The organism is Ancylobacter sp. TS-1 (assembly GCF_009223885.1).
In the GTDB taxonomy this organism is placed as follows: domain Bacteria; phylum Pseudomonadota; class Alphaproteobacteria; order Rhizobiales; family Xanthobacteraceae; genus Ancylobacter.
This window is the reverse complement of record NZ_CP045144.1, coordinates 3227347-3245628: the sequence shown is the minus strand read 5'-3', so window position 1 is coordinate 3245628 and position 18282 is coordinate 3227347. Positions and strand designations below refer to the sequence as shown.

Annotated in this window: 15 protein-coding genes; 10 read left to right on the top strand and 5 right to left on the bottom strand. The window is 69.3% G+C overall.

From position 1 onward, the window contains the following. The first annotated feature begins 197 nt into the window (after positions 1 to 197). The 7 genes from GBB76_RS15200 (at position 198) to GBB76_RS15170 (ending at position 9744) form a co-directional block, all read left to right on the top strand. Positions 198 to 1001, top strand: coding sequence for a response regulator (locus GBB76_RS15200; RefSeq protein ID WP_152304082.1), 804 nt, complete (start codon positions 198 to 200; stop codon positions 999 to 1001). Positions 1002 to 1010: 9 nt separating this feature from the next. Next, complete coding sequence (locus GBB76_RS15195) at positions 1011 to 2336, top strand: sensor histidine kinase (RefSeq protein WP_152304081.1); 1326 nt, start codon at positions 1011 to 1013, stop codon at positions 2334 to 2336. 246 nt (positions 2337 to 2582) lie between these two features. Then, on the top strand, positions 2583 to 3086 hold the full coding sequence (locus GBB76_RS15190) for a hypothetical protein (protein WP_246668945.1): 504 nt from the start codon (positions 2583 to 2585) through the stop codon (positions 3084 to 3086). A 143-nt stretch (positions 3087 to 3229) separates the two neighbouring features. Continuing rightward, positions 3230 to 3802 carry a PRC-barrel domain-containing protein gene (locus tag GBB76_RS15185; RefSeq protein ID WP_152304080.1) on the top strand — a complete coding sequence of 191 codons (573 nt, stop codon included), beginning with the start codon at positions 3230 to 3232 and terminating at the stop codon, positions 3800 to 3802. A gap of 197 nt (positions 3803 to 3999) precedes the next feature. Beyond that, positions 4000 to 6792, top strand: coding sequence for a [protein-PII] uridylyltransferase (locus tag GBB76_RS15180; protein ID WP_152304079.1), 2793 nt, complete (start codon positions 4000 to 4002; stop codon positions 6790 to 6792). A 92-nt stretch (positions 6793 to 6884) separates the two neighbouring features. Continuing rightward, on the top strand, positions 6885 to 7310 hold the full coding sequence (locus GBB76_RS15175; protein ID WP_202911115.1) for a hypothetical protein: 426 nt from the start codon (positions 6885 to 6887) through the stop codon (positions 7308 to 7310). Positions 7311 to 7506: 196 nt separating this feature from the next. Further along, complete coding sequence (locus GBB76_RS15170; RefSeq protein WP_152304078.1) at positions 7507 to 9744, top strand: transglycosylase domain-containing protein; 2238 nt, start codon at positions 7507 to 7509, stop codon at positions 9742 to 9744. A gap of 125 nt (positions 9745 to 9869) precedes the next feature. On the opposite strand, the gene GBB76_RS15165 is transcribed toward GBB76_RS15170, so the two are convergent. Continuing rightward, positions 9870 to 10634 (bottom strand): M48 family metallopeptidase, encoded by a 765-nt coding sequence (locus tag GBB76_RS15165; protein ID WP_152304077.1) that lies wholly within the window; start codon positions 10632 to 10634, stop codon positions 9870 to 9872. A 96-nt stretch (positions 10635 to 10730) separates the two neighbouring features. Further along, positions 10731 to 11231: a GcrA family cell cycle regulator gene (locus tag GBB76_RS15160; protein WP_152304076.1), complete on the bottom strand. Its 501-nt coding sequence runs from the start codon at positions 11229 to 11231 to the stop codon at positions 10731 to 10733. Positions 11232 to 11647: 416 nt separating this feature from the next. Here GBB76_RS15160 and GBB76_RS15155 point away from each other — a divergent pair, with 416 nt between their 5' ends. The 3 genes from GBB76_RS15155 (at position 11648) to GBB76_RS15145 (ending at position 14918) form a co-directional block, all read left to right on the top strand. After that, positions 11648 to 12859: an aspartate aminotransferase family protein gene (locus GBB76_RS15155; protein WP_152304075.1), complete on the top strand. Its 1212-nt coding sequence runs from the start codon at positions 11648 to 11650 to the stop codon at positions 12857 to 12859. Beyond that, the gene (argF, locus tag GBB76_RS15150; RefSeq protein ID WP_152304074.1) at positions 12856 to 13770 is read left to right on the top strand and encodes an ornithine carbamoyltransferase; all 915 of its coding nucleotides are present in this window, start codon (positions 12856 to 12858) and stop codon (positions 13768 to 13770) included. Before GBB76_RS15155 ends, argF begins: the two co-directional genes overlap by 4 nt. 119 nt (positions 13771 to 13889) lie before the next feature. Further along, positions 13890 to 14918 (top strand): Hsp33 family molecular chaperone, encoded by a 1029-nt coding sequence (locus tag GBB76_RS15145; protein WP_152304073.1) that lies wholly within the window; start codon positions 13890 to 13892, stop codon positions 14916 to 14918. A gap of 31 nt (positions 14919 to 14949) precedes the next feature. Here the strand turns inward: GBB76_RS15145 and argE are convergent, their stop codons facing one another. From argE to apaG, 3 genes are all read right to left on the bottom strand, one after another. After that, the gene (argE, locus tag GBB76_RS15140) at positions 14950 to 16113 is read right to left on the bottom strand and encodes an acetylornithine deacetylase (RefSeq protein WP_152304072.1); all 1164 of its coding nucleotides are present in this window, start codon (positions 16111 to 16113) and stop codon (positions 14950 to 14952) included. Between the two features lie 54 nt (positions 16114 to 16167). Continuing rightward, positions 16168 to 17619, bottom strand: coding sequence for a TrkH family potassium uptake protein (locus GBB76_RS15135; protein WP_152304071.1), 1452 nt, complete (start codon positions 17617 to 17619; stop codon positions 16168 to 16170). A 155-nt stretch (positions 17620 to 17774) separates the two neighbouring features. Beyond that, positions 17775 to 18167 (bottom strand): Co2+/Mg2+ efflux protein ApaG, encoded by a 393-nt coding sequence (gene apaG / locus GBB76_RS15130; protein WP_152304070.1) that lies wholly within the window; start codon positions 18165 to 18167, stop codon positions 17775 to 17777. Positions 18168 to 18282: the final 115 nt, after the last annotated feature.

Genomic DNA, 18282 nt, shown 5'->3' with positions numbered 1-18282 from the left:
TTTTTCCCGACATTGAGCCCCCAAGGGTGCCAGAGTGCGATGACGGCTCCGTCGCTCCATGCAGGCCGATAACGACCAAGCGGCACGGCGGTTCCGAAACGAATGCAGATTTTGACGTTTTTTTCGAAACATCCGGAACCCGGTCCGGAATCACACGTTAACGACCGCTTCAGTCTTGCAGCATTGGGGAGACGCGAGTGAGCACTTCGCAACTTGTCGCGCAGCATCTGCCGTTCCTGCGCCGTTATGCGCGCGCGCTGAGCGGCAGCCAGACGGCGGGCGACGCCTATGTCACCGCCCTGCTCGAAACCCTCATTGCCGATCCCGGCACGCTCGACCGCGGGATGGATCCCCGCGTGGCGCTCTTTCGCCTGCTCACGCGCCTGTGGGATTCGGTGACGCTCAACGCGCAGGCCGATCCGGCGGCGGCCCAGGTGCTGGGCGAGAGGCGGCTCGGCCACATTACCCCCGTCGTCCGACAGGCCTTCCTTCTCGTCTCGCTGGAGGGTTTCAGCGAGGAAGAGGCGGCGACCATCCTCGAAGTCGACGTGCCGACGCTGCGCCATCTCGTCGAGGATGCCGGGCGCGAGCTTGCCGCCGAGATCGCCACCGATGTGCTCATCATCGAGGACGAGCCGTTCATCGCGCTGGACCTCGAGGGTCTGGTGGAGAGCCTCGGCCACCGCGTGACCGGCATCGCCCGCACCCACACCGAAGCGGTGGAACTGGCCCGGCGCAAGGCACCCGGCCTCATCCTCGCCGACATCCAGCTCGCCGACGGCTCCTCGGGGCTCGATGCGGTGAACGAGCTGATCGAAAAGGTCGAGGTACCGGTGATCTTCATCACCGCCTATCCCGAGCGATTCCTCACCGGCGTGCGGCCGGAGCCGGCCTTCCTCATCGCCAAGCCGTTCCAGCCGTCGACGGTCGCCGCCGTGATCAGCCAGGCGCTGTTCTTCGAGCGCCGGGCCCGTCCCCGGGAGCAGCGCGCCACCGCCTGAGCGTGACATATGCCGTCTCTTCCCATCGACCTCATCGACGATGCCGCTCGGTGGGTGACGATCGTCGCGTCTCTGGCCATCGCCATCGGCCTCGCGCGCCTTCTCAGGCTGCGCCGCGATCTGGGCGGGCGCGCCCGGCTTCTCGGCTGGCTGCTCGTCGCGCTGGTCTCGATGTTCGCGCTGCTGTCGCTGCTCGTCGTCCTCGACGATTCCCGCAGCCTGCCCTGGCTCCAGTCGGCGGTACGGATCGGCATCGCCGCGCTCAACGCCGTCGGCGCGGTCGCCCTGCTGTCGAATTTCCGGGCGCTGATCAACCTGCCCACGCCCGGCCATGTCGCCAATGAGCAGCGCCGGCTGACACTCGAGCTCGCCACCGCGCTGCAACGCTACGAGATGGCGTTGCGCGGCTCCAACGTGGCGATCTTCACCCAGGATGGCTGCCTGCGTTACACTTCGGTCAGCAAGCCGCTGTTCGGCTATCCGGTCGAGCAGGTGCTCGGCGTCACCGACACCGACCTTCTGGGCGAGGCGCGCGCGCAGCCGCTCAACCTCATCAAGCGTGAGTCCTTCACCGCCTCCGCCGCCCGCAAGGGCGAGACCGAGGTGGAGGAGAACGGCATCAAGCGCTGGTACGACATCCATATCGAGCCGCTGCGCGACCTCTCGGGCACGACCGTGGGCCTGACCGGCGCCGTCGTCGACGTCACCGAGCGCAAGGAGAACGAGCAGCATCTGCGCCTGCTGATGCGCGAGCTCACCCACCGCTCCAAGAACCTGCTGGCGGTGATCCAGGCGATGGCGCGGCAGACGGCCCGCCATGCCGGCTCCATCGACGACTTCGTAGAGTTCTTCAGCGCCCGCCTGCAGGCCCTGTCGCGCTCGCACGATCTGCTGGTGCAGGAAAGCTGGCACGGCGCCTCGCTGACCGACATGGTGCGCTCGCAGCTCGGCCATCACCTCGACAGCGAGAGCGCCCAGGTCTCGATCCGTGGACCGAACATCTTCCTGAAGCCCGAGGCGGCGCAGAATATCGGCCTCGCCCTGCATGAACTCTCCACCAACGCCGCGAAATATGGCGCGCTGTCCGTCCCCGGCGGGCGGGTCGAGATCAGCTGGGCGCGACGGATGGCGGAGGCCGGCGGCGGCTTCGAGTTGTCCTGGCGCGAGAGCGGCGGACCGCCGGTGAAGGAACCCAAGGCGCGCGGCTTCGGCTCGCTGGTGATCGAGCGCAATCTCGCCCGTGGCCTCGACGGCACGGTGGAACTCAGCTTCGCCGCCACCGGCGTCGTCTGCAACGTCTCGGTGCCCGAGCACCACCTCACCAGCGAACGCTAGCGCGCCGGCCGAACCGCCCGCCGGCGCGCCCCGCCGAACGCGGAAACCTAACGTTTCCCCGGCGGGAACCGGATTCCTTTCGGTGCGTTAACCCTGTGACGGCGGCTTTGCCGCACCGTTGCTTTTCAGAATCAGCATGCGCGCGCGGACGATTTGCGCGGCGGGGAGGATTATCCCTGCCGCATGGGCCTTTCTGTGCCCTTCGACCCGCGTCGGCCGTGAAGGACAACACGAAGGGGACGAGCCATGGACAGGATCGCCGGCAGGCTTGCAGCAAGGATCACCATTCGCCGCAGGGCGACGCCGGCCCTGCGGCCGGCCGCACCCGCCATCGCCTCGCGAGGGGTCGCCTATCTTCTCGGTGCCGCCACCGGCGCCGTGCTGATGGTGCCCATCGCCGCCGCCGCGCTCAGCAACGGCACCTTCGCCCGGCTGGCCCCGCAGCCGCTGGCGATCGAGGCCATCGGCCCCGCCCGGTCCGTGCCGGCGCCGGTGGTCAACCGCGCCGCCAAGGGCCCGCGCCTCGACATCGCACCCGCTGCCACATCCGGCCCGGCCACGCCGGCGGAAGCCACCGACCCGGTGGTGGACAACACCGCTCGGGCGGGAAGCGGCACGGCCGTGCCGCCGCGCGTGATGCGCACGCCGAAGGGCTGCCTTTCCTCTATCGGCGTGACGAAATCCAATCTCGCGACCGAAGAGCTGACGGTCTGCGTCGCAGACGCCTCGATGATCGAACGCATCTACTGACGACAAGCTATCTTATTACCATAACTGAACAATTTGTTCGGCACAGGGAACCGAGGGCAATACAGAGGCGTTACTTGTTCAGACGATCGCCTGATCGCTTCTTCATCACATCACATGAACGAAACACGTTACGGGAGATGACGATGACCAGCAAGCTCGCGACCCTGACCGCCGCCGCCGCCCTTGCGCTCGCGCCGGCCGTCGCCTTCGGGCAGAGCCCCACGCCGCAGACCACCACCCCGCCGGCCGCCAGCCCGGTCCAGCCGGATGCCGGCTCGCCGCAGGCCCCCGCCGCCGAGATGCCGAACAGCCCGGCGGCCACCCCCAACCCGATGCCGGGTGACAACGCCAACGCGGCCACCACCACCGTGCCCGCAACGCCCAAATTCGTGAACGCCCAGGCGTCCGGCCAGTGGCTCGGCTCCGACCTGATCGGCACCGATGTCGTGACCTCTACCGACGAGACGCTCGGCGCGATCAGCGACGTCGTGGTCGAGCGCGACGGCAGCATCATCGCCGCCGTGATCGATGTCGGCGGCTTCCTCGGCATCGGCGCCAAGCCGGTCGCGGTATCCTTCGACTCGCTGACCCCGACGCCGACCGGCGACGGCCAGAAGATCGTTGTCGCCCTCACCAAGGAGGAGCTGAACAGCGCGCCGGAGTTCAAGACGCTGGAGCAGCTTCGCACCGAAAGCTCCGCGGCCAAGACGAACTGACCTCGGCCGCACGCGTAGCGACGGCCGGCCAGCGCCGCCGTCAGGATGGACATGCCCGGCCCTCGCGCCGGGCATGTCACGTTCCGGAAGCCGGAATGGTGGACGTTTGGCCTCTCCCGGCACCTTGGCGCCGCGCCGCACGATGACGGCGCGGGCGGGATCGGCTAAAGCGGATATCCGACCAGCCGGACGCAGACATGACCGAACCCCGCCGCCGCACCGACCATCCCTTCAAGGAACTCTTCGACGTCGACGCCCAGCGCGAGGAGCTGTCCGCTCTGGCGCGGCAGGTGCTCGACGACGGCAAGGCCGGGCGCGAGATCGAACTGCGCAGCCAGCTCGCCAAAAGGCTGAAGGCGGCCTACCAGCACGGCCACAAGACCGCCGAGCGCTGGCTGATGGAGGAAGGCTCCGGCCGGCGCTGCGCCGAGCGGCTCTCCCGCCTGCAGGACGAGATCATCGGCCTGGTCCACGAACTGGCGGTCAAGTTCCTCTACCGCTCCGACAACCCCTCCACCTCCGAGCGGATGGCGATCGTCGCGGTCGGCGGCTACGGGCGCGGCCTGATGGCGCCGGGCTCGGACACCGACATCCTGTTCCTGCTGCCCTACAAGCAGACCGCCTGGGGCGAGAGCGTCGCCGAGGCCATCCTCTACGTCCTGTGGGACATGGGGCTGAAGGTCGGCCACGCCACGCGCTCGGTCGACGAATGCATCCGCCAGGCGCGCGGCGACATGACCATCCGCACCTCGCTGCTGGAAGCCCGGCTGCTGCTCGGCGAGAAGACCCTGTTCGACGAGCTGACCCGGCGCTTCGACGCCGAGGTGGTGCAGGGGACCGCCGCCGAGTTCGTCGCCGCCAAGCTCGCCGAGCGCGAGGAGCGGCTCAAGCGTGCCGGCCAGTCGCGCTATGTGGTCGAGCCGAACGTGAAGGACGGCAAGGGCGGCCTGCGCGACCTGCACACGCTGTTCTGGATCGCCAAATATGTCTACCGCGTCCACGAGACGCGCGATCTCGTCGCCAAGGGCGTTTTCACCGCCGAGGAAGCCAAGATCTTCCGCCGCTGCGAGGATTTCCTCTGGTCGGTGCGCTGCCACCTGCACTTCCTCACCGGCAAGGCCGAGGAGCGCCTCTCCTTCGACCTCCAGCGCGAGATGGCCGAGCGGCTCGGCTATGTCGCGCATCCCGGCCTGAAGGATGTCGAGCGCTTCATGAAGCACTATTTCCTCGTGGCCAAGGATGTCGGCGACCTCACCGCCATCGTCTCGGCCGCGCTGGAGGAGCGCCACGACAAGCCGGTGCCCCGGCTCGACCGCATGATCGCCCGGCTGCGCCGCTCGGGCCGGCGCACGCTCAAGGAAAGCGCCGACTTCATCGTCGACAATGACCGCATCAACGTCGCCGACGCCGACGCCTTCCGGCGCGATCCGGTCAACCTCATCCGCATCTTCCAGCTCGCCGGCAAGCACGGCCTGGCCTTCCACCCGGACGCGATGCGCCTGGCCACCCGCTCGCTCAAGCTGATCGACACCAAGGTGCGCGAGAATGCGGAGGCGAACCGGCTGTTCCTGGAGCTTCTGTGCTCGAAGGAAAGCCCGGAGATCGTGCTGCGGCGGATGAACGAGACCGGCGTGCTCGGCCGCTTCATCCCCGAATTCGGCCGCATCGTCGCGATGATGCAGTTCAACATGTACCATTCGTACACGGTGGACGAGCACCTCATCCGCTCCATCGGCGTGCTGTCGCGGATCGAGCGCGGCGACCGGCCGGAATACGGCATCGCCAACGAGGTGGTGCAGCAGATCAAGAACCGGCAGCTTCTCTACGTGGCGGTGTTCCTGCACGACATCGCCAAGGGCCGGCCGGAAGACCATTCCATTGCCGGCGCCCGCGTCGCCCGCAAGCTGTGCCCGCGCTTCGGCCTCTCGGCGGTGGACACCGACACGGTGGCGTGGCTGATCGAGCAGCACCTCACCATGTCCACCATCGCCCAGTCGCGCGACCTCTCCGACCGCAAGACCATCGAGAACTTCGCCAGCGTGGTGCAGAATCTCGAGCGGATGAAGCTGCTGCTCATCCTCACCACGGCGGATATCCGCGCCGTCGGGCCGGGCGTGTGGAACAACTGGAAGAGCCAGCTTCTGCGCACGCTTTATTACGAGACCGAGCCGGTCATCACCGGCGGCTTCTCGGAGAGCAACCGCAACCTGCGCGTCGCCCGCGCGCAGGCCGCCTTCCGCGCCGAACTGCCGGAATGGGACAGCGCCGCGATCGACGCCTATCTCGGGCGCCATTACCCGACCTACTGGCTGCAGACCGACCTTGCCCATCAGGTCGCCCATGCCCGCTTCATCTCCGATGCGGAGGCGCAGGGGCGCGCGCTGGCGACCACCTCGCGCACCGACCCGAAGCGCGGCATCACCGAACTCACCGTCTTCGCGCCCGACCATCCCAAGCTGCTCGCCGTCATCGCCGGCGCCTGCGCCAGCGCGGGGGCGCACATCGTCGACGCCCAGATCAGCACGACGACGGACGGGCGCGCGCTCGACACCATCTCGCTCACCCGCGCCTTCGACCAGGACGACGACGAACTGCGCCGCGCCGAGCGCATCGCCGGGGCGATCCAGAAGTCGCTTTCCGGCGAGATCCGGCTGCCCGAAGTGGTGGCGAAGAAGATCCCCAAGCGGCCGCGCGCCTTCACGGTGGAACCCGAGGTCACGCTCAACAATTCCTGGTCCAACCGCCATACCGTGGTGGAGGTCTCCGGCCTCGACCGGCCGGGCCTGCTCTACGGGCTGACGCAGACGCTCTCGCGCCTCAACCTCAACATCGCCTCGGCGCATATCGCCACCTTCGGAGAGCGGGCGGTGGACGTGTTCTACGTCACCGATCTAATGGGCGCGAAGATCATGGGCGCGGCGCGCCATTCGGCCATCCGCCGGGCGCTGCTGCAGGTCCTCGACGCCGACGACGAGGCCAACGCGGCATAGGTGCAGGCCCGCCTGCCCCTCCTTACCGCTGGGGAACACAGCCCACGCCCCGCCGTTTTCCTCCTGCCGATCCATCGGCCAGGAGGAACGTCATGAACAAAAGTGCCCTCATCCTCGGCGCCGCGCTGTCGCTCGCCAGCGCCAGCGCCTTCGCCGGCCCCTGCACCGAGCGCATCGCCACGCTGGAGAAATCCCTCTCCGCCAGCGACGCCGGCTCGGGCCCGACCAACTCGACCACGACACAGACCACGGCACCCGATCCCGGCGTGCCCAAGGCCGGCGAGACGCCCGGCACCGGCGGCACTGCCGGCATGAACGCCGCCGTCGGCGACAAGGCAACCTCGCCCGCCGACGTGCGCGCGCAGACATCGGGAAGCCCCACCGCCGCACAGGGCGGCGCCTCGTCGGCGAAGCAGGTCAGCGCCGCCATGAGCCGCGCCAAGGCCGCCGACACGTCCGGCGACGCCGCCGCCTGCGGCCGGGCGCTGGACGAAGCCCAGCGGCTCATGAATGGCTGATCGGAGACGGGCCGGAGGCGCCACCCGGCGCCCCCGCCCCGGCGCCTGCCATCTCCCGAGCCGTCAGGGCCGCCGGCGCGGGCCTTCCACCCTCGCCCCAATCTCTCCCCTTAACGCCCCCTTAAAAGCCCTGATTTAGGGTTCGTTTACCGGCGGTTAGAGGGTGCGGAAGAGTTGCGCCCGGGTTGGGGACGGCATGTTCGGACGGCGAGGCAGGGGGGAGCGGCGCGAGCCGGTGCTGGAAGCACCCGGCAGCTTCGTCGACCTGCGCCTGAGCGCCGACGACCGCCCCGCCTATTCCCCCGCGCCGCTGGCGCGCGAGAGGGCCGGCGCAAGCAACAAATCCCGCCCCGGCAACCCGCCGCGCGCCACCGCGCGCCGCCGGCGCGACGACGACTGGGCCGATGCCGAGGACGCCGAATACGAGGACGAGCCGCGCGAGACCCGCAGGAACCGACGCGATGACCGGAGAGGCGGCCGACGCGGGCGGCGCGGCAAGGGCGGGTGCAGCGGCTTCGGGCGCCTCGTCTATTGGGGCGTGGTGCTGGCCCTATGGGGCGCCATCGGCCTCGCCGGCCTCATCGCCTATGAGGCGAGCCAGCTTCCCCCGATCCAGAACCTCGCCATTCCCGAGCGCCCGCCGACCGTGGTCATCCAGGGCACGGACGGCAAGGCGATCGCCACGCGCGGCGAGATGGGCGGCACCAATGTGCCGCTGCGCGCCCTGCCGCCCTATCTGCCGCAGGCCTTCGTCGCCATCGAGGACCGGCGCTTCTATTCGCATTTCGGCCTCGATCCGGTCGGCCTCGCCCGCGCGGTGTTCGTCAACCTGACGCGCGGCCGGCTGCGCGAGGGCGGCTCGACGCTCACCCAGCAGCTCGCCAAGAACCTGTTCCTGACGCAGGAGCGCACCCTTTCGCGCAAGGTGCAGGAACTCATCCTCTCGCTCTGGCTGGAAGCCAAATACTCGAAGAACGAGATCCTCGAACTCTACATGAACCGCGTCTATTTCGGCGCCGGCGCCTATGGCGTCGAGGCGGCGGCGCAGCGCTATTTCGGCAAGTCCGCCCGGCAGGTCACGCTGTCGGAGGCCGCCATGCTGGCAGGGCTGGTCAAGTCGCCCTCGGCGCTGGCCCCGACGCGCAATCTGGAGGGCGCGCAGAACCGCGCCGAGGTGGTGCTGGCGGCGATGCTGGATGCCGGCTTCATCACCCCGGAGATGCGCCAGACCGCGCTCGCCCGCCCGGCGACGCTGGCCAAGACGCAGAGCGCGGATTCCTACGGCTATGTCGCCGACTGGGTGATGGACCAGCTCAAGACCCTTGTCGGCCCGGTCACTCAGGACATGGTCGTCCAGACCAGCGTCGACCCGGCCCTTCAGGCCGCCGCCGACAAGGCGCTGAAGGACGCGCTGGCGAAGTCGGGCAAGAAGCTCGGCGTCGATCAGGGCGCCATCGTGCTGATGGACCCGGCGGGCGGCGTGCACGCGCTGGTCGGCGGGCGCTCCTATGAGGAAAGCCAGTACAACCGCGCCGTCTCCGCCCGGCGCCAGCCCGGCTCGGCCTTCAAGCCCTTCGTCTATCTCACCGCCATGGAGCGCGGCCTCACCCCCGAGACGATCCGCGACGACGCGCCGATCCAGATCAAGGGCTGGAAGCCGGAGAACTTCTCGAAGGAGTATCGCGGCGCGGTGGACCTGAAGACCGCGCTGGCGCTTTCGCTCAACACGGTGGCGGTGCGCCTCGCGCTGGAGGTCGGCCCGGACGAGGTGGTGAAGACCGCCCACCGGCTCGGCATCGCCTCGAAGCTGGAGCCCAACGCCTCCATCGCGCTCGGCACCTCGGAGGTCTCGGTGCTGGAGATGGCGAGCGCCTACGCGCCCTTCGCCAATGGCGGCGTCGGCGTCACCCCGCACATCATCGAGCGGGTACGCGACAAGGACGGCCGGGTGATCTACGCCTATGCCGAGAGCGGGCGCGGCATGGTGATGGCGCCGCCGCACGTCGCCATGATCAACCGCATGCTGCGCGAGACGCTGATCACCGGCACCGCGCGCCGCGCCGACCTGCCGGGCTGGCCGGCGGCCGGCAAGACCGGCACCAGCCAAGATTACCGCGACGCCTGGTTCGTCGGCTATACCGGCCGCTACGTCGCCAGCGTCTGGCTCGGCAATGACGATTCCTCGCCGACGAAGAAGGCCGGCGGCTCCGGCCTGCCGGTGGAGATCTGGAGCCAGGTGATGAAGGCGGCGCACAAGGACCAGCCGGTGGTCGCGCTGCCCGGCGCCGGCTTCGACGGCACGCCCCCGCCCGGCCAGCTTCCGCCCGGCGAGGTGCCGGAGGACCCGGTCGTCACCGGCGGCCCGCAGCGCGCGCCCGCCCCGCGCCCCGGCCTCGACAACTGGCTGCTCGACAAGCTGTTCGGTCGCGGGTGAATTCTCGGCCTTCTTCGTCATCCCGGACGGCCGCAGGCCGATCCGGGATCGCGGGCCTCGAAAGGACGCCCTTCACCTCTCCCCGTCGGGGAGAGGGAGCCAGCCAGTCTTCGCCCCCGCCCGCCCTACTCCGCCCCGTAGCGGTGCAGGCTGGCGCCGTGCTTCTTCAGCCACAATTCGGCGGCTTCGCGCTCGGGGAACAGCCGGTCGACGATAGCCCAGAAGCGCGGGCCGTGGTTCATCTCGCGCCGGTGCGCCACCTCGTGCGCGGCCAGATAGTCGAGCACCGAGGGTGGGGCGAGGATCAGCCGCCAGGAGAAGGACAGCGCGCCGTTGCCCGAGCAGGAGCCCCAGCGGCTCGCCGTGTCGCGCAGGGTGACGCGGGCGATGGAGACGCCGAGCGCGTCGGCATGCCGGTGCGCGGCCTCCACCAGATCGCGCCGCGCCTCGCGCCTGAGATAGTCGCCGAGCCGCCGCGCCACATGGGCGACGTCGCCGGCGACGCAAAGCACCGCCTCGCCCTCCTCGACGCCGGCCCACACCGTGCCACGCGCGCCGGGCCGATGGACGAGGCGATGCGGCACGCCGCGCAGCGGGATCAGCGCGCCGGGCGCGAAGGCCACGATCTCGGGCAGCCGGGCGAGCCGCGTCTCCACCCAGCCGGCATGGCGCTGGACGAAATCGTGCGCCTCGCGCAGCGTGCCACGGGCGGGAATGGTGAGAACGACGTCGCGCGTCGGCGCGCGGACCCGCAGCGTATAGCGGCGGGCACGCGGATTGCGGCGAAGCTGGACGAGAACCTCGGCGCCCGTAATGCGCAGGACGAAATGGCCGGGCTCGGTTTCGGCCGGCGTCTGACGTCGCGAGGGCTGGGAGGCGCGAAACAGCATGAGACGAGCGGGCCGGGAAAGTGGGTCCCAATTATGGCGCCGGATCGCCGTCGCCATCAACGCCCAGGGCCGGAAGGGGGCGGATGCCCCCTGCTCTCAGCGCGCCACGCGACGGCGGTTGCGGTCCTGCACCGGCTGGTAGGCGATGCGTGCGTGATAGGCGCAATAGGGCATGCCGGTCTTGGTCCGGCTGCCGCAGTAGAAGAAGTCCGACTTGCCGGGCTCGCCCACCGGCCAGCGGCAGGTGAACTCGGTGAGGTCGAGAATGGTGCAGCGCTCGGCCATCGGGATGACATTGGCGACCGGATCCGGCAACTCGACCGGCTCGGGCTCGACCATGGGCCGCATCACCGCGGCCAGCGCGGTGTTGCCGACCACCACCGGGCGGGAACCGCCGCTCGGGGCCGGGCGCGGCTTGCGCTGGCGGGGCGTGTTCGAGGCGATCGCCTTGGCGCGGCCCGACAGGCCGAGCCGGTGCACCTTGCCAATGACCGCATTGCGGGTGACGCCGCCAAGCTCGGCCGCGATCTGGCTGGCCGAGAGCCCATCCGCCCAGAGTTTCTTGAGCAGCTCGACGCGCTCGTCCGTCCAGTTCATCGCTCTGCCTCCTTCGCGCCGCCCACAGGGAAGACGGAATCCCTCATCGCTCCGGCCGGGCACTGCCGACCGGATTGAACGCCGCAAACACCACCAGGGAATTGCCGCCGCACGAGATGTCGTATCTGACTGACCAGAGGCTACAATATGCGTAGACTCGCGGCGAGTAGGTTCACGTCCGAAACGATCGTTTTCCCCAGCTAGAGTCCGCGCTGCAACACCACGCTTTCAAGCTGAGTCGGATCAAGGACTTGGCGGCCGCTCACTCTCCCCTCGCGCGGGGTCGATATTGACCGCAAGCCCCTAATCGATAAAATCCACAGCATCGGGTGCCGCCCCCGCAAGGGCGGCACGTTTCGTTTTGGGGCCGGCGCGCGCGCAGCGCAGCGCCGAAAGCTGAGAGAGGGAGGGGCGAGGTGATCACCCCCATCCTGCCGACCTATAATCGTGTCGACCTGGTTTTCGAGCGGGGCGAAGGCGCCTGGCTGTTCACCCGGGACGGGCAGCGATACCTCGATTTCACCGCCGGCATCGCGGTGAACGTGCTCGGCCATGCCCACCCCCACCTCGTGGCGGCGCTGACCGAGCAGGCCGGCAAGCTCTGGCACCTGTCCAACCTGTTCCGCATCGAGGGCGGCGAGCGCCTCGCCGCGCGCCTCGTCGCGGCGACCTTCGCCGACACGATGTTCTTCACCAATTCCGGCGCCGAGGCGCTGGAATGCGCCATCAAGATGGCCCGCAAGTACCATTCCGCGAACGGCCAGCCCGAGCGCGCCCGCATCATCACCTTCGAGGGCGCCTTCCACGGCCGCACGCTCGCCACCATCGCCGCCGGCGGCAACCCGAAATATCTGGAGGGCTTCGGCCCCGCCATGCCCGGCTTCGACCAGGTGCCGTTCGGCGACTTTGAGGCGGTGAAGGCGGCGCTCACGCCGGAGACCGGCGCCATCCTCATCGAGCCCGTGCAGGGCGAGGGCGGCGTGCGGACGGCGCCGTGGGCGTTCCTGCGGGCGCTGCGCGCGCTGTGCGACGAGCACGGCCTGCTGCTCATCCTCGACGAGGTGCAGTGCGGCGTCGGGCGCACCGGCAAGTTCTTCGCCCATGAATGGGCCGGCATCACGCCTGATATCATGGCGGTGGCCAAGGGCATCGGCGGCGGCTTCCCGGTCGGCGCGTGCCTCGCCACGGAAGAGGCCGCCCGGGGCATGACCGCCGGCACGCACGGCTCCACCTATGGCGGCAACCCGCTCGCCATGAGCGTCGCCAATGCGGTGCTCGACGTGGTGCTGGCCGACGGCTTCCTCGACGCCGTGCTGGCGAATGCCACCCGGCTGCGCCAGAGGCTCGCCGAGCTGAAGGACCGCCACCCGGCGGTCATCGCCGAGGTGCGCGGCGAGGGCCTGCTGCTCGGCCTGCGCACGCTGGTGCCGAACACCGAGCTGATCGCCGCCATGCGCGAGGAGCACATGCTCGCCCCGGCGGCGGCCGACAATGTGGTGCGCCTGCTGCCCCCGCTCACCATCGGCGCGGCCGAGATCGACGCGGCGTTCGACAAGCTCGACGCCGCCTGCACCCGCATCGAGGACGGGCTGCGGGCCGGCGCCGCCGCCAAGGGAGCGGCGGCATGAAGCACTTCCTCGATATCGACCTGCTGCCGGCCGACGAGCTTCGTGCCCTGCTCGAACTGTCGAAGGACCTCAAGAGCCGCCGCCACGAGATCGCGGTGGAGAAGCCCTTTGCCGGCAAGGTGCTGGCCATGGTGTTCGACCAGCCCTCGACGCGCACGCGCATCTCCTTCGACGTCGCCATGCGCCAGCTCGGCGGCGAGACCATCATGCTGACCGGCGCGGAGATGCAGCTCGGGCGCGGCGAGACCATCGCCGACACCGCCAAGGTGCTCTCGCGCTATGTCGACGCCATCATGATCCGCATCCTCGACCACAAGGCGCTGGAGGAGCTCGCCGAGCACGCCACCGTGCCGGTCATCAACGGGCTGACGCGCGACTCCCATCCCTGCCAGATCATGGCCGACGTGCTCACCTTCGAGGAGCACAAGGGCCCCATCACCGGGCGCACCGTCGCCTGGACGGGCGACGCCAACAACGTGCTGGTGTCCTGGGTGCAGGCGGCGCAGCGCTTCGACTTCGCGCTCAACGTCGCCACCCCGCCGGAACTGGCGCCGCGCCCCGCGCTGGTGGAATGGGTCCGGGCGAACGGCGCCCGCGTCCGCTTCGGCCACGACGCCGACGCGGCGGTGGAAGGGGCCGACTGCGTCGTCACCGACACCTGGGTGTCTATGGGCGATGCCGAGTATGAGCGCCGGCACAATCTGCTGCGCCCCTATCAGGTCAATGGCGGGCTCATGCGCCGGGCCGCGCCCGACGCCATCTTCATGCACTGCCTGCCCGCCCATCGTGGCGAGGAAGTCACCGACGAGGTGATGGACGGCCCGCAATCGGTGGTGTTCGACGAGGCGGAAAACCGCCTTCATGCGCAGAAGGGCATTCTTGCCTGGTGCCTCGAGGGCGCCAGCGCCTGACGTCTTCCCGAAGGCCCGCACCAGGCGGGCCTTCGCTTCTTCCGGGCCTCCGCTTCTTCCGGACCTTCCCGGCGGGGCCCTCGCGAAACTCGACACGCGCTCCTATATGGGCGGGCGACATGACATCACATCTCCACTCCCCCTCACGCTCGCCCGACGCCCATGCGGTGGACGATCGCGTCACTCCCTTCCACATCGACGGGCTCGATGTGCGCGGGCGCGTCGTGCGCCTCGGTTCGAGCCTCGACGCGGTGCTCGCCCATCACGACTATCCCGCGCCGGTCAAGCGCCTGCTCGGCGAGGCGGTGGCGCTCACCGTCCTGCTCGGCTCGACGCTGAAGATCCAGGGCCGCTTCATCCTGCAGACCCGCACAGACGGGCCGGTCGACCTTCTGGTGGTGGACTTCACCGCCCCGCAGGATGTGCGCGCCTATGCCCGTTTCGACAGTGAGAAGCTCGCCGAAATGCAGGCCGCCCTGCCGCCCGGCTCCGGCTTCGACAGCGGCGCCCTGCTCGGGCACGGCCATCTCGCCATGACCATCGACCAGGGCCTGAGCGTCAACCGCTATCAGGGCGTGGTGGCGCTGGAGGGCGAGGGGCTGGAAGCCGCCGCGCACCAGTATTTCACCCAGTCCGAGCAGATCCCGACGCGGGTGCGCCTCGCCGTCGCCGAGGAGGTGCGCCCCGGCGGCGCCGCCTCCTCCTGGCGGGCCGGCGGCCTGATGGTGCAGTTCCTGCCCTCCGAGGGCGGGCGGGTGCGTCCGGTCGACCTGCATCCGGGCGACGCTCCGGAAGGCACCGAATTGCCCGAGGCGGACGAGGACGACGCCTGGGTCGAGACCCTGTCCCTCATGGGCACGGTGGAGGATCTGGAACTCGTCGACGTGGACCTCTCCAGCGAGCGGCTGCTGTTCCGGCTGTTCCACGAGCGCGGCGTGCGGGTGTTCGACGCCGAGGGCGTGGTCGCCAAGTGCTCCTGCTCGCGCGAGCGGGTGATGAGCGTGCTCGGCAGCTTCACGCCGGAAGAGCGCGGCAGCCTCGTCGAGGACGGCAGGATCGCCGTCACCTGCGAATTCTGCGGCCGAACCTACGGCTTCAAGGCCGAGGAGATCGTGGACACCGTCGAGCCGGATTCCGACGGCGCCTGAGGGGCACCCTTCGTCAGCCCGGACGGGCGCCCTACCCCGCGCATTCCGCGATCAGCCCGCGCAGGAACCGCTCGCAGGCCCTTAGCTGGCTCACCTCGATGAACTCGTCCGGCTTGTGCGCCTGGTCGATCGAGCCCGGCCCGCAGATCACGGTCGGGATGCCCTGCGCCTGGAAGTGTCCACCCTCGGTGGCGTAGGAGACCGCGAAGGTGCGGTTCTGGCCGGCGAGGCGCAACGCCAGCAACTCGGCCTCCGAGCCGGTCTGCGGCGCCAGCGGGGGCACCTTGTAGATGAAATCGGTGAATATCTCCGCTTCCGGCGCCGTCTCCTTCAGCTTCGGCAGCACCACGGTCTGGGCGAAGCGGTCGAAGCGCGCCAGCAGCGCGTCCTCGTCGAAGCCGGGCAGGCCGCGCACATTCCAGCGGATCGCGCATTCGCGCGGCACGATATTGCCGGCGGTGCCGCCATGGATCACCGTCACCTGCACGGTGGAGCTGGGCGGATCGAAGCGGCCGGAAGGGTCGCCGGCCGCGACGAGCTCGGCACGGGCGCGGTCGAGCTCGCCGACCAGTTCGGCCGCCGCGAAGATGGCGTTGGCGCCGAGCTGCGGCATGGAGGAATGCGCCTCGCGCCCGCGCACCGTCGTCACATAGGCCATGCCGGATTTGTGGGCGTCGACCACGCGCATCGAGGTCGGCTCGCCGACGATGCACGCGCGCGGCAGCGGCAGGTCCACGCCCAGCCTGCGCACCGCCGGCACCACGCCCATGCAGCCGATCTCCTCGTCATAGGAGACCAGAAAGTGGATCGGCGTCGCCAGCCGCGCGGCCGTCATCTCGGGCACCATGGCGAGGCAGGTGGCGAGGAAACCCTTCATGTCGCAGGAGCCGCGGCCATAGAGCCGGTCGTCCTTCGGCGTCAGGGTGAAGGGCTCGCTGGTCCAGGGCTGGCCGTCGACCGGCACCACGTCGGAATGGCCGGAGAGGCACACGCCGCCGATTCCGGCCGGGCCGATAGTGGCGAACAGGCTCGCCTTGTCGCCCGCCTCGCTCGGCACGGTCGTGCTCTCGATGCCGAAGGCGGCGAGATAGTCGCGCACGAAGCCGATCAGCTCGAGATTCGAGTTCCGGCTGGTGGTGTCGAAGGCGACCAGATAGGCGAGCAGTTCCTCGGTCGTCGTTCGTCCGGCCAGCATGGAAGATCCTCTTCTCGTCGTCGTGTCAGCATAAGGGGCAAGTGTGGGGTGCGGCTAGCGCCGCCAGAAGCTCGGCAGGAACAGCACCAGCACGGTGAACAGTTCAAGCCGGCCCATCAGCATGCCGAAGGAGAGCAGCCAGATCACGTGGTCGGGCAGGCCCGCGAAGTTCTGCGCCGGCCCCACCACCGGGCCGAGGCCGGGCCCGACATTGGCCACCGCCGTGATCGAGGCGGAAAAGGCCGTGATCAGGTCGAAGCCGAGCCCGTTGATGACGATGCCGATCGTCATGAAGCAGGCAAGGTAGAGGAAGGCGAAGCAGAGCACCGAGGCCACCACGTCGTCGCCGATCGGCTTGCCGCCATAGAGCACGGGGAAGACGCCGCTCGGGTAGATCACCCGCTTGAGGTGCTGCACCAGCGCCGAACCCAGAATCGCGATGCGGAAGCTCTTCATGCCGCCGGCGGTCGAGCCGGTGCAGGCGCCGAGGAACAGCAGGATGAAATAGAGCGCGTCGGTCGGCGGGCCCCAGTTCGTGAAGTCCGCCGCGACGAAGCCGGTGGTGGACATGATCGAGACGACGTTGAACAGCGCCTGCCGCAGCGCCGTCTCGCCCTGCGCGATGCCGCCGAACACCTGTTGCAGCATGGAGACGAGGGTGAACAGCGCCACCAGCGTCAGGAACAGCCGCACCTCGGCATTGGCGAACAGCCGGCTGAAATCGCCCGCCAGCACGCGCACATAGAGCACGAAGGGCAGCGAGCCGGAGAGCATGAAGAACACCGCCGCATATTCGATGGCGGCGCTGTGGAAGTAGCCGATGGAGGCGTCATGGGGAGCGAAACCGCCGGTCGAGATGGTCGCCATCGCATAGGCCACCGCATCGAACACGCTCATGCCGAGCGCGGCATAGACCCCCGCGCAGGCAAGCGAGAGGATGACATAGGTGCCGAGGATGCCCTTGGCCATCTGCGCGGCGCGCGGCAGCATCTTCTCCGACTTGTCGGAGGATTCGGCGCGGAAGAGCTGCATGCCGCCGATCTGCATCATCGGCAGCAGCGCGATCGCCAGCACGATGATGCCGATGCCCCCGTACCAGTGCAGGAAGGCGCGCCAGATCAGGACGCCCGGCGGGCGCTGGTCGAGATTGGTGATGACGGTGGCGCCGGTGGTAGTGAGCCCGCTCATCGCCTCGAAATAGGCGTCGACGAAAGGCAGGTCGGTCTGCGCCCACATGAAGGGGATCGCCGCGAAGGCCGAGAGCAGCACCCAGCTCGCTGCCGTCAGCACGAAGGCCTGCCGCAGGTCGAGCCGCTGCACCTGGCTGGAGCGCCCCGCCAGCCACAGCGACAGGCCGACGAAGGAGGTGATGACCGCGGCGGCGGCATAGACCACGAAGTCGCGCTGGCCGGCGACCAGGTCGACCAGCGCCGGAATCATCATGGTCGTGCCGAGAATGGCGAGCAGCACGCCGATGATGGCGGCGATCGGGCGCAGGTCGATCACGGGATGAAGGAACCGTTCAGCACGGCGGGACGCTCGGCGGCAGGAGGTGGACGCCCGGCGGGGCGATTCACCATAGCCGCTTCGCCGGAGCGCCGAAAGCCGAAGCGGCAGCCGCCCACCGCCAGAGTTCGCGGCCACGCCGCGCCGGGCGCGCGCTAGTTCAGTGTGCGCGCCGCGCCCGGCACGTCGAGCGAGAAGGCCGGCACCTCGGCCTCGAAATCCTCGCCCCGGTCGGTCGACAGGTTGTAGCTGCCTTCCATGATGCCGGTGGAGGTCGGCAGCGGCACGCCGCTCGTATATTCGAAATGCGCGCCCGGCGGCAGCACCGGCTGCTCGCCGACCACGCCGGGGCCGCGCACCTCCTGCACCCGGCCCAGCGCATCGGTGATGATCCAGTGCCGTGACCTGAGCTGCACCGTGTCGGCGCCGAGATTCACGATCTCGACCGTATAGGCCCAGAAATACTGGCTGCGGTCGGGATCGGACCGCTCCGGCGCGAAGCGCGGCGTCACCGTCACCTGTACGCCTCTGGTCGTCGCCCGATACATGGTCCACCTCCCGGCGCCCGTGATCGGACCCGTGCCACCAATGAACGGCGTTTGCCGCGCGAGATCAAGGCGGTAGCCCTTCACGAGGATGTTGGCGCCGCCGCTTTTCCCCGGC